The organism is Sphingobacterium faecale, assembly GCF_016746095.1.
GTDB lineage: Bacteria > Bacteroidota > Bacteroidia > Sphingobacteriales > Sphingobacteriaceae > Sphingobacterium > Sphingobacterium faecale.
In genome coordinates this window covers 23,133-35,912 of record NZ_JAERTY010000006.1, presented here as the reverse complement: position 1 = coordinate 35,912, position 12,780 = coordinate 23,133, and the positions used below count along the sequence as shown (strand labels likewise).

At 38.9% G+C, this 12,780-nt stretch carries 8 protein-coding genes; 1 reads left to right on the top strand and 7 read right to left on the bottom strand.

The window, feature by feature from the left end; genetic code table 11:
• Positions 1 to 9: 9 nt before the first annotated feature.
• From JKG61_RS11940 to JKG61_RS11910, 7 genes are all read right to left on the bottom strand, one after another.
• Positions 10 to 591, bottom strand: coding sequence for an RNA polymerase sigma factor (locus JKG61_RS11940; RefSeq protein ID WP_202103221.1), 582 nt, complete (start codon positions 589 to 591; stop codon positions 10 to 12).
• A gap of 231 nt (positions 592 to 822) precedes the next feature.
• Positions 823 to 3,489, bottom strand: coding sequence for a M14 family metallopeptidase (locus JKG61_RS11935; protein ID WP_202103220.1), 2,667 nt, complete (start codon positions 3,487 to 3,489; stop codon positions 823 to 825).
• A gap of 3 nt (positions 3,490 to 3,492) precedes the next feature.
• Positions 3,493 to 4,671, bottom strand: a complete 1,179-nt coding sequence (locus JKG61_RS11930; protein WP_202103219.1) for a DUF5000 domain-containing lipoprotein — start codon at positions 4,669 to 4,671, stop codon at positions 3,493 to 3,495.
• 19 nt (positions 4,672 to 4,690) lie between these two features.
• The gene (locus tag JKG61_RS11925; protein WP_202103218.1) at positions 4,691 to 6,580 is read right to left on the bottom strand and encodes a RagB/SusD family nutrient uptake outer membrane protein; all 1,890 of its coding nucleotides are present in this window, start codon (positions 6,578 to 6,580) and stop codon (positions 4,691 to 4,693) included.
• A gap of 12 nt (positions 6,581 to 6,592) precedes the next feature.
• A complete protein-coding gene (locus tag JKG61_RS11920) occupies positions 6,593 to 10,090 on the bottom strand; it encodes a TonB-dependent receptor (RefSeq protein ID WP_202103217.1) in 3,498 nt (1,165 codons plus the stop codon).
• 39 nt (positions 10,091 to 10,129) lie between these two features.
• Positions 10,130 to 11,272, bottom strand: coding sequence for a FecR family protein (locus JKG61_RS11915; protein ID WP_202103216.1), 1,143 nt, complete (start codon positions 11,270 to 11,272; stop codon positions 10,130 to 10,132).
• 67 nt (positions 11,273 to 11,339) lie between these two features.
• Entirely contained in the window at positions 11,340 to 11,921 is a 582-nt protein-coding gene (locus JKG61_RS11910; protein WP_202103215.1) for an RNA polymerase sigma factor, read from the bottom strand.
• 262 nt (positions 11,922 to 12,183) lie between these two features.
• Between JKG61_RS11910 and JKG61_RS11905 the strand changes: the two genes are divergently transcribed.
• Positions 12,184 to 12,780 carry a methyltransferase domain-containing protein gene (locus JKG61_RS11905; RefSeq protein WP_202103214.1) on the top strand — a complete coding sequence of 199 codons (597 nt, stop codon included), beginning with the start codon at positions 12,184 to 12,186 and terminating at the stop codon, positions 12,778 to 12,780.

The window sequence follows — 12,780 nt, the reverse complement described above, 5'->3', positions numbered from 1 at the left end:
AAAATAAAATTATTTTAAAAGCGAAGTTATAATGAGAAGTGTTGTGAGGTAATGTGCATATCTTTCGTGAAGTTCTGTCTTGGCTCGTTGGAGCTGATTCTGAACGGTTTTACGAGAAATACCTAAGTCGTTTGCAATGGTTTCTGTCGACAATCCGTCTAGATAGTGGAGGAGAAATATTTTTCTCCTTTTCTCTGGGAGCAATTCTATCCAAGAAGCGAGCAGCTGTTGGTATTCCTTTTCTTGGACTGCGGTATCTGCATAGATATAAGAAACCAGATATTCTTCGAATTCGAGGTAATAAGAATGATCCAAAGGTAGTTTTTTGAGCTCTTTATAAGTCAAGAAGCGGACTGCAGTGTGTAAATATGCAGACAAATTATCTATTTGTAACGTTTCTCTTCTCCGCCACATGTCCATAAACACTTCTTGGACAATATCCTGCGATAATTCCTTTGACCGCAACCTATTATATGCATAGCTATAAAGTGAAGCCCAATAGTGGTCGTATAGATGCCCAAAAGCGACTTCGTCTCCTCCCTGTAGCTGAAGCAATAAGTCTCTCTCGTCGTATGGACACACAGTGGTCATTAAATCTCGGTCAGTTAATCGGCCTAAACTTAACAAATATTTTACAAATGGTTGAAATTTGTTTTTTAACGTCATGCAAACTGCTTGTGACTGGTCACACATGGCAGAAGAGTCAATAAAAGAATCAATCGTCTGGTCTAGGTTCGCCTTACAGAAACTAAAATTTTAAAATTTAATGTAAAGAGGTAAGTGCTATCCATTTTGGATAACACTTACCTCTTTAATATTTAACTAGTATAATTGATTAAAAACTAGCCTAAATGTACTATGAGCCTGTGCTCTAAATACTATTTCTGGGCCAAAAACAAACAATCTACCTCTCCCCATTGAAGCAGAGTAGGCCGCAACAGTATTATTAAGATAGTGCTGTCCCAATGCCCAGCCGCTTTTGAGTGAATGTTCAGAATCAAATAACAGTAAGGGCGTAATCTTATTATCTACACCATCGTCATTAAAGCGGAAGATGGGACTGTTGTCGAAATAAATATCAACGCGATCTTCTAATCCGCTGGTTTCCGCGGCTATGGTATTGACTTTTAAATTCATAATACTCCCCGGTATATAAAACTCTTCCTTAGATAGGGGCTTTTTCTTTCCATCAACATTTTTGATCAGTGGATTTTCAGAATGGATACCAAGGTGTTTTGCCAAATTACTACTTTCTCCAATCATAATAATTTTACCCCCTTGATGTACAAATTCTGTTACAGATGGGAGGGAAATATCAGCGGTAAAATTACCTAAACGTTTGTTTAAATCACCTGCCCTTTGATCCGGCTCAGGCACATCGACACCAGATTTCTTTAAACTGCGTGCTATTCCTCCACCAGGAAAAATGATCACATCATATTGATCTTTTAGATTTCCTCTATCAATATCCGGATTATAGATGACCTCAAAATCGAATCCAAAGTCCTCGAGAAGCCATCTCATCCAACCGGATTTCATCGTTCCTCCATAATTGTCCCACAATGCTATACGCAAACTATCTAATCTACGACAATCTATAGGCAATTTAGATACTATATTCACATGGTATGCTATAGATTTTTCGGATTGTATGACCTCTCTATTCCGAACAGTATTCTCTACATAGAAGTTTCCCTTTTTATCTCGTTGTACGATTATTCCTTTTTTTAACAACTTGTTTATCAATTTATAGTTGTCATTTGCTTTTGTCGTAAACACCATATACTTACCCTTGGGTATGGTCATACCTTCATTTTCGATCTGCTGTCCTCTAACAAGTATCGTCGTTTTGGATGAAGAGATAGGGCTTTTAACACGGTCAAATTTCACTCCCATAACGTATGCTAATGTCCAACCTGCTGCATCATACGGGGGAATTGGGGGGCCTCCTTTGTACTCAAAATCATTGGGATGGTCCTGTGGCTCGAACATATCTAAAATATGTGGTCTAAAAGCTTGCGCCAATCGTACGACATAACTTCCAGCCGAAACTGTCTTTTCCTCGCAAGCAAAGTCTTCATTGACCTTTTCAACAGTTACCCCTGCTAATATCAGCTTATTCAAAAACTTAACCGCTGTCCCCATATCCGTTTGGTCCGCAGGAATTATATAAGCAACAGGATCTTTTCGCTCAGGATCATTATTCAACTCGGCAAACCATTTTTCAGCAATCTTATTATCAGCTTTGTTTTTCGAGACTTCTCTCATAAAGGAGATTTGTCCAGGTCTCATTAATAGATTGGGTTCTTTTCCTTTCCGGATAGAATTACTCCCCATTTTGTAAATGTTGTATAGCAGGTCTCTTTTATTTCTAGCAGCATAGTTTAAAACAGCCATATTAAGTGTTACCGAATAATCTATCGATTTTCTAAAGTTCCATTGTTGGGGATGAATGGGGTTGGGAGAATCTCCATTGGGTAGTATCCGATTTAAATATAGCGGTATGCTAGACGGATTAGGTCCCCCAACTATCTCCGTCAAAATACCGATCATATTATGAAAGTATACAGAAGTACGAAGCCCTCCGTTCCACCACGTAGAATATCGTGATGCACCGCGTTGTCCATATCCTGGTTTATCTTCAACATTCAAGCGCGTGTGCATCGCTGCTCCAACTGCATCTAAGCTCGTCACCAAAATAGGATCATACACGTAATTGAAAGGATCTCTATAAGGCGGGCCAACCACTACTGTTCCTGCTGGTGCACTCTGATGATGATTATAAACGATCTGAGGTATCCAATCTATAAACAGTGGCTTTGCCATATTGCGAGATTCGGCCATATTAAACATAAAAAAATCCCTATTATTATCATGCCCAATATATTTATGATACATAACGGGTAATTTCCCCATTTTGCGTTTTGTAGCAACCGGCTCTTGCATGTACCAGTCTCCAACGATTTCATGTCCGTCGGGATTGGCATGAACAAAGAGAATAATTACTTCGTTTAGAATTCTCTTCACTTCATCATCATCTCTACTGACCATCTGGTATATGGTCTCGATCAACTGATGGGTGCCAACAGTTTCTGTCGAGTGTAATCCTCCATCTATCCAAACGACAGCTTTACCCTCCTCGGCTAACCGTTGTGCTGCAACATCCGCTAGGTCTGCCAACGCGAGATTTCGCGAAATCTCCTGATAATGCTCCATTTTCTCCAAATTCTCTGCGGAACTTACGATCAGCATATATTGATTACGTCCCTCTTCAGTGAGCCCTAAGTTTTGTGTAACAATCCGGTCTGACTCCTTTGCCAGTTGGAGAAAATACGCCTCAGTCTGTGTATAATTGGTGAGGTGATAATCTTTTCCTATCTCAAACCCAAAGTGAGCCAACGGACTGGTGATCTGGCTATATACATCGAGTAGGCAAAAGATCTGTAAGAGCGCTACCAGTGTGATGAGATTACGTTTTTTTTTCTTCATAGCTTACTTGGCTTTTGCTCCATAAATTTCCATCTCCGCGATATGCATAAAGCTTTGATTGCCCCATGTATCTACCACCTTTATCCTAAGATAACTGACAGAAGGTATATCTAGATCAAACTCGAAATCCTCCCCCGCAGCTGCAGTTTCATTATCCTGATCTGTATTATCTCCCAAAGGCTTCCCTGATGGTTTAATATTTTCAAAAACCTTCAACAAAGTCCAACTATCCCATGTACCATCAGAGTTGGGGTTGTTACTACCATAGACTTCAAACTTTTTAACATTAGCCGACTGATAATAGTAATCATTCCCTCCGCGCTGCCATAGCTTTAATCTACTCAATTGATATTTTCCTTGGAGGTAGATGGTGAAATGCATAGGAATACCCGAGTTTGGAGGCGTATACCAAGAGCCCTGCTGTGTAAACTTACCGTCGAATAAAAAGGAAATTTTCCTCCCTCCAGATACACCCGTCAGATGCCCCTCATAGCTATCCGTAGGGAAATTGGTTTCATAAAATTTAGACATATCTATCAGCTTCTCCTCATAAGGAGTAATCTCTTTGAAAACTGTATCACTAAGATTGGACCAACGATCTCTAATATAAAACGCGAAATCTTGAGGATGAGGAGGGTAACCCCGAGCTACAAAACGGGTATCTTCAATGTTATTATTACTTCTTTCAACCACTTTCCACCTCCCAAAATTGTCCTTGGTTAAGACCTCTAGTATCAAATCTGCTTTTTCAATATTCTTATAATTAACTACAAAACCACCAAATGCTGGCCCTGCCTCCAAACTATTAACAGCCAGTTCATATGGCGGAGTCAATGGATTGACTTGAATAATAACCGGAGCAGACTTTCGCTCAGACTCGCTGACCGCATACAGTTTGACGGTGTACTCTCCTTCGGCTTCAAAACCATCCAAACGTAATGTTTTACCAAACCTTGAGGCCTTGACCTCCTTTTTTATGCCTTTGACCGGTTCGTATTCCGCCAAAATATAACTCGCTACTTTATCTTCAAATACGAAGTCAATTTCTGATGCACCATGAAAGTTTTGAACTGTATAATTTTTTATCACTGCTGGTACATCTCCGGTTGGGCTTGGCTTATGGCTTTCCTCTTTACATGAAATAACGCACAGCACCAATAAAATCCATATATATATTTTCATCTCTATCTTCATTAAAATTTTACCATCCTAGATTCTGTAATAGATTATTATTTACAAGAACATCACTAAACTGTATCGGCTCTAATAAATGCTTCTTTTCAAAATGTGGTTCAAAAACAGTATTTAGTCGATAATAGTCTGTCTCAGCAACCTGATTCACACTCCATCCCATAATTGGCTCATTTAAAATATCCAATGCGATCTTCCATCTTCTAATATCATAAAAACGCTGGGCTTCAAATGCTAACTCAATCTGTCTTTCTTGCTGTATTATTGCTCTTAAACCTTCTTTTTCAGTGTACTTAGACGGTGTTTTTGCAAATTGACTCCAAGCGTCCTGTACACTTGGTACCCCAGATCGCATCCTTACCTTATTAATGTAATTGTATCCTTCATCATTAGGCCCTAGATATTCGTTAACGGACTCTGCATAGAGAAGATATAAATCCGCTAATCTCATTACGGGTACGGGGTACCACACAACAGAATGAGAAGCTGCAGTCGTACTAGTGAAAACATTGCGATAGTTAATTAACTTTTTGGGCCAATATCCTGTCGGGCTATAATTAGTCTGTATAGAAATTCCGGTGTGTTGCCCCAATTTGCCCTTTATAGTCCACATGTCAGAATCTTTAAATTTACCTTGACCATACCACTTTCCACCATCAAATCCGATACTAGCATAGAATCTGTTTTCTCTGTTAAAATTAAGCTTTGCTGTTTTATATGCTGGTTCGATATGGTACCTGTCTTCTGATGAAGCAGCTTTAATCTCATATCTAGAATCGTAATCCCAAGTCTTGTCTTCTTTGATAGGAAGACCATTTTGGGTATAAAACAACTCTACAAAGGCGATACCCGGCGCATACCTCCCCGTGGTATTGGTATTCAATAAGTCTGGATTCCAAGATCTCGGTGTCAATCCCGCCTGATTAACCTCATTGTTTGGATCTGACCAGATCGATTCCACATTCCATCTCTCACAGACACTATTACGAACATTCATCTGATATCTTATAGATTCGCTAACTTCCTCGCCCGCTTTGGGCTCAAACTCGTACAGCTGGATCCCATTTTTGTGGCATATATCAATAGCTTCTTTGCAAGCATCCATTGCATACTTCCATTTTTCATGATTATACTCGGTATTAAAAAGTGCAATTCCTCGCTTATCGATCATATCTTGATAGTCTAAATTTCCATTAAAAAATGGACTAGCAGATGTTACAAGAACTTTTGCCTTTATTGCCATCGCTATCGGTTTCGTGATACGACCTGCCTCAAAATTTTCATCTATAATCATCTCTGGTAAATCCATAATAGCCTCGTCCAAAAGTTGGACAACATAATCGAAGCAATCGTCGATGGGATCTCGAAATACTCTTACATCCAGAATTCCAGCTGAAATAGGAAGGCTTTCCTTAATTAAAGGAATCGGACCATAGAGCCTAAGCAAATAAAAATGATAATATGCTTTTAGAAACTTCACCTCTGCCACCCACCTTTCGCGTTCCTGACTATTTATATCATGAACTTTATGAATATTATCCAGAAAGATATTACAATCTCTTATACCACGATAAAGCGAACCGGATCCAGACCAAAAGTTTAATAAGGGACTAGTGGCATTCTGCTCTCCTCGAGCATATCGGAAACCACTGATCGTATTCTGAGGGTACAACGAAGTCAGCTCTCCTCCTCCCATCATGGCAGGATCGGAAGTCAGATTCATATGTGACGGAAGCCATGAATAACAGGTAAAAAGATATCTTTCTGCAGTACTTCTTAAAGAAAATGCCGATTCGATTGTAGCCACATTATCAGGTACTATATCCAAGTAATTAGAGCAGCCTGCCATTAAAACAGCTGACGTAATAAGGGCATATATTTTATTATTCAATATTTTCATCTTTATTTATATTTAAATTGATAACTGAATACCTAGATTAAAAACTCTCTGCAAAGGGTACCCCAATCCATTTCCCGCCATTTCAACATCCCAGAGCTTAAATTTGCTCCACAATAGAAGGTTTGTCCCCGATCCATAGACTCTTAATTTTGATATTTTCATCCGTTCGGAAAGCTGTTTTGGAAGGGTATAACCGATCTCGGCCTGTTTCAGTCTCAAGAATATACCATCTCGCATAAACCAAGAATTAGTAGAATTGGCATCTGATAAACTGGACGAGTATAATCGGGGCCAAGTAGCATAGATATCCCTATTGTCTTCAGACCAATAGCTGTCAGCATATGCTTTCAATAACTGATTTTGTAGAATAGTCCCTGGCTCCACAGTCTCACCACTATATGTGTATCTCATAAATGGTGCCGTTGCTTTTGTATCAATCCAAAAAGATTCTCTAGCCAATCCCTGGAAGAAAACAGAAATATCAATGTTTTTATAGCCTGCCGAAATCCCAAAACCATAGTTAATTTCAGGAATTGTTGGGTAGCCAAGTGGTACCCGATCCATTTCGTCAATTTTATTATCGCCATTCAAATCTTTAAACTTGATATCTCCTGCTCTGTAATCACCAAATGCCTGCTCTGGTGAATTTAAAACTTCTGCGTCGTCAATAAACAAACGCTCGGCCACATATCCCCATGTAGCAGATAAAGGGGTTCTAACTTTGCTCATCCATGCGTGAGGGTATTCTGGCTCCTCATATACTCTATATTCACTTTTTGCATACGTAAAATTTACCATCGACTGCATCCAGAAATCACTTGAAAACTGATGGTTAAAATCCAAAGAGAGATCTACCCCTTTACCCATAGCCTCACCCACATTACCAGAAACGTCAACAGCAAGTCCCATTGTAGTTGGAATATTGCTCCTTGGCATAAATATATTTTTTCGATGCTCTCTAAACAGATCTATCATGAATTGAACTTTATTAAAAAGGCCCAATTCTAGAGCAACATTACTCTTATATGCTGTCTCCCAGGTAATGTCGGGGTTAGAATATCGCTTCACAGAAATTCCTTTTTTTGAATACCCCTTCTCTGTCCCGAACTTAGCTCCTCTTTCTGTAGACGCCATGTCTATTTCCGATAAATAATAAAACCGGTCCCCAGCACTTCCAATAGCATCATTCCCTACCACACCATAGGTACCTCTTATCCTAAAATTATTGATAACAGGCTTTATATCTTCCCAGAATTTTTCATTTGAGACACTCCAAGCTACACCTCCTGAAGGAAAAAATCCAAATCTATTCTTAGCTGCAAACCGCTCGGATCCGTTGTATCCAAAGTTGAACTCTGTAAAGTATCGGTTGTCATATGAATAGGTAAACCTCCCCGACAAACCTAGGTTTCTATAGGGTAAAGAAAGCTGTAATCTACCGGCGCTCCCGTCCAACCTATTTCTAAGGATTGCAACCAACAAACCACTAAGTGAGTGCTTTTCTGCATAGGTCCGACTGTAGTTCAAAGCTGACTCTAGATAAAAAACTGAACTGACTTTCTTGTCCGATTCACCGTAATCCAAATATTCAGCGCCTTGGTCTTCATTTAATGCAATAAAACTGTGCTTATCTGACGATCCAGACTCTACCGCTTTGTACCAAAACGGGTCGTATTTTCTGGATATCTCAAAGAAGGAATTTCTCGTCGTATTGGCCATCGCTCTGAAGTTAAGCCCCGGTGTAATGAAAGAAAGGTTTTGCTTCAGTTCAAGCTGAGCTAACATCATAGATCTTGAATAATCTCTATAACCTCTAACCATCTGTGCATATGGGTTAAGATAAAAAGCTGATTCACCATCATCATAGTTTCCAAACATGATATGCTGGAGGTACTGATAATCACCTCCTGGCTCATAATAGGGTGCAAATAATACGGGATTGGTACGCATAACATCTCTGTAGACTTGGGTTCCCCCTTTGATTGGCCCAGTATAGTCGTCAAATGAACCACTCATCCTCACCAGTAACTCAGTGGTATTTGTAAGGTTTATATTAACATTACTTCTCAACGAATAGGTCTTTAAATCAATGTTACTATTGAAGTTATTAATCTTCGGGACCCGCAACAAACCGTTGTCCTGATTCAATGCTCCTGATACAAAGTATCTCGCCACACTTCCGCCACCACTTACGCTCAGATTGTATCTTTGGTTTATCGTGTAATCCTTAATTAATGCCTTTTTCCAATCTACAGCGGGATAAAGAATAGGATCCTCTCCCATCCCAGTATTAATAATTTTGTCTAATGAGTATGGTAAAGTTGAGCTACTAGGGTTACGTGTCAATACCGATTCATTTCCTAATTTCATATAAGTAATAGGGTCTGCCAACTCTACATCAGAGGTAGGATTCGAAATAGAGTTTTCAAAGCGAAATGCCAAACTAACTTTGCCCTCTTTACCCTCTTTAGTCTGGATCAGAATCACTCCATTGGCTCCCCTTGCTCCGTACACTGCCGTAGCTGTGGCATCTTTCATAATAGAAAAGCTAGCAATATCGTCAACCTGTAATCGTGCTAAATCAGTAGTAGTCACCTCGACGTTGTCGATTAATATAAGCGGATCTACTTTATACCCGAATGTGGTAACACCACGTATAAAGAAATCGGCGTTGTCCATCCCCGGTTCTCCACTTCTCTGAAAACCAATGATACCCGCTACCTTTCCTGCTAAAGCGGTCGTAAGATTGCTCGATGGAACTTTCAAATCAGATGGCTTAACAGATACAACGGAACCAATCATATCAACCTTACGCTGAGTTCCAAAACCAACCACTACAATATCGTCTAACTGATTGGCACTTTGTGCCAGCTCAACATTTAAGATACTTTGTCCTTGAATGAAGTACTCTTTGTTTTCATACCCGACCAATCTAAACACCAATGTCCCGTTGTTAGCGATGTCAATTGTATACTTTCCATCCTTATCTGTTACCGTACCATTAATGTCTTTATTTTTTTCAATTACTGTCACATTTGGCAGCGGTATCCCGTCCAAATCCCTGACAGCTCCGCTTACCCTGATGAGCTCTTGGGTCACCTCAGGATTAACCTTCAATGTACTACGCTTTCTTCCTCTGTCATAGGCTGCCTTAGGCAGAATATATATAACTGTTCCTTCTATTCGGTAGTCAAGGTTTACTTTTTCTACCATTGCCTTAAGTACCTCGTCAATAGACTCCGATTTTATTTTTACGGTTACTAATGGAACTGTTTCTAGAATCTTTGTATCAAAAAGAAAGCTATAATTACTTTGCTTTCTAATCTCTGTCATCACTTTTTCTAAATGAGAATTTTTAAAATCAATACTGATGACCTGTCCGTAACTAAACGCGATAGTACCCTGAATGTTGAGTATATTTAAACATACAATAAGGGCACAAATAATACCATAACGTACCCCGCTAGGACACCTCCCTAATGGGTTGTACCTTCCACCTTTAAATTTCATAAAATTAAATTAATTGGTTAACGATTAAATAATTGTGTTCTATTTATAGACTTTTAATATATTTCCATGCTTTTGCAATTTTACATCAGCAATTCCTTCGATTAGCCCCATAACCTCTTCCAAAGACACATTTCTCTTTATTTCGCCATAGTAAGAATTAGTCGTTTTTATCCTAAAATCCAAATCCAGTCCATACCAATTTGCGATCTGCTTACACATTTCATGTAGGCTTAACTGATGAAAGATGAACCATCCTTCTTTCCATCCGGTATAGGATTCAAGATCTACCATAGTGATCTTCTGAATAGTTTTATTCAGCACCAACTGTTCACCTCTGTTCTTTAAGATAGTAGACCTACCATCCTGATCGTGCTTAGACATGACACCGACACTTCCCTCAATTAACGTGGTTACATCCGAATTGTCATCCTTATAGGACGTGAGATTAAACTGGGTGCCTAAGACTTTCAGCTCTTGGTTATTGGTCTCTATGATAAATGGGAGTTTGCTTTTTTGGATTTCGAAATATCCCTCTCCGGTCAGTTTTATCCTTCTTTCATTAGAAGAGAACCTATCAGGAAATTCTAATTCGGAATTGGCATTTAACCAAAGTTTAGAACCGTCGGGAAGTATAAACTTGATAATCTCCCGAGCTGGAGTTTTTAGAGTATTATAGGATATTGTTTCGTGACTGGATTCACTTTTGCCCAAAGACATAAATCCAGAGCTATCTAAAACAACGAGTGAACGACCTTCTTTAGCTTCTCGATCAATATTGTCCAAATGCTGAACTTCCCCATTGCCAAACTTGATGGAAGCTTTGGGTTGAATGATCTCTGCCATTACCTCCCGCTCTTCTATTTTTCCAAAATAGGTTACGAAAATAGCATAAAACCCTATCAATAGGATCAAGGATGCCGCAGCCGTATATAAAACCTTGAAATTAAACGGCTTGTATGTTGATGTATAAGCTATTTCATTTTTAATATTGAGAAGAACTTTTTCTAACCTATCGTCGACGTGCCCCATGGAGGCAGCCTGTTGTTTTTTGTTTTGCAAATCTTCAAGTAAGTCAAAATCTATATCTTCTTCCTTTAAAAAAAATAATAGACTATTGATTTCTTCAATAGTACTCTCTCCGTTAATATATTTATATAATAGCTCCTTGGTTATTCTCTTCATTTCTCTGGCCTGTACTATATATAATACGTGGCTACAAGCAAATCATACCTCAACAAATTGAAATAAGTTACAAAGACGATATGATTAGGGCCCAGAACATCACTGATCCAGACAGATATACTTTTACTTTAGACGTTGCACGGACTAGATTATTTCCTACAGTTGATGAAGATAAACCTAAAACTTCAGCTGCTTCGCTATAGGATTTTCCTTCTAGCCTGCATAATACAAACACAGCTCTTTCATTTTCACTCAGCGTATCCAAAGCTTTTTCGAGCAATTGATTGGTCTCTTTAAACGCCAAAGAAGGTTCAATACCTTCAAAAGAATCTATACCTTGATTCAGATAATAATCTTTCATCTTCTGGTCTTTACTGACCTTTCTAAAGTAATCTTTCACAAAGTTATTTGAAATTACATATAGGTAGGATTTGAAACTCTTTTCGGTATCTATATAGTGCCTTCGTTGCCAGACCTTCATAAAAACATCTTGGATAATATCTAAGGTAAGCTGCTCTGATTTGACAAGTAAAAGTATACTATGAAAGAGTCTTTTACTGTACATCTTGTAAAGCATATCGAATGAATGTTCATCGCTACTCTTAAGTCCAATCAGCAGTTCTTTCTCATCTGTATATTTGTTATTCATGGCTGGTTAGGTATATAGTGTCAGCTTAATCTACGAATATATAGAAAAACAGTGGACTCTCCTGTTTACAAAACATGAACACGCTTTGAAAATATACACAAGCATCAAAATGAGATGAAATAACTTTATCAAATGCACAGTCAATAATTCGTAATACAATAGAGTCATTAAAGTCCAAAAGTTAAAGCAAATGTGCATTTCGACAAAATGTCCTTATCTTTGTAGTTATTCTAGTTTGCAAACCAAAAATATACGCCATCGAATGATTTTTAAAGCACTGCAATCAAATATGGATGTAGAGGACAGTTTGTTCAATGATCTGTATCCTTCGCATATAAAGGATCTTGCGGATCGGCATTGGACACCTGTCGCAGTAGCCAAGCTTGCCGCGGAATACCTCGTACAGGATGGAAAAACGAAGGTACTGGATATCGGCGCTGGTGTCGGCAAGTTCTGCCTTGTGGGTGCCTCATGTACGGACGGAATGTTCTATGGAATCGAACAACGGGAGTCTTTGATAAAGCTTTCTACGGATATTGCTGAAAAGTATGATATACAGAATGTGGAATTTATGCATGGTAATATCAGTGAGGTAAACTTTGCAGACTACGATGCCTTTTATTTCTACAATTCTTTCTACGAAAATATAGACACTTCCTGTCCTATCGATGACCTGATACCTATAGACAGAAAGCTGTTTAGGATCTATACGAGGTATATGAAAAATGAGCTTGATCAATTGCCTATCGGTACCCGATTGGCGACCTATTGGGGCGGATGGAATGAAGTGCCTGGAAGTTTTGAGCAGGATGGCTCGGCCTGCAATGGCCTATTGAACTTCTGGAAGAAAACGGTGTAA

Excerpts from the sequence above, each read along its gene's own strand:
- JKG61_RS11940 (WP_202103221.1), bottom strand. The coding sequence starts at position 591 with ATGACCACTGTGTGTCCATACGACGAGAGAGACTTATTGCTTCAGCTA.
- JKG61_RS11935 (WP_202103220.1), bottom strand. The coding sequence starts at position 3,489 with ATGAAGAAAAAAAAACGTAATCTCATCACACTGGTAGCGCTCTTACAG.
- JKG61_RS11930 (WP_202103219.1), bottom strand. The coding sequence starts at position 4,671 with ATGAAAATATATATATGGATTTTATTGGTGCTGTGCGTTATTTCATGT.
- JKG61_RS11925 (WP_202103218.1), bottom strand. The coding sequence starts at position 6,580 with ATGAAAATATTGAATAATAAAATATATGCCCTTATTACGTCAGCTGTT.
- JKG61_RS11920 (WP_202103217.1), bottom strand. The coding sequence starts at position 10,090 with ATGAAATTTAAAGGTGGAAGGTACAACCCATTAGGGAGGTGTCCTAGC.
- JKG61_RS11915 (WP_202103216.1), bottom strand. The coding sequence starts at position 11,272 with ATGAAGAGAATAACCAAGGAGCTATTATATAAATATATTAACGGAGAG.
- JKG61_RS11910 (WP_202103215.1), bottom strand. The coding sequence starts at position 11,921 with ATGAATAACAAATATACAGATGAGAAAGAACTGCTGATTGGACTTAAG.
- JKG61_RS11905 (WP_202103214.1), top strand. The coding sequence starts at position 12,184 with ATGATTTTTAAAGCACTGCAATCAAATATGGATGTAGAGGACAGTTTG.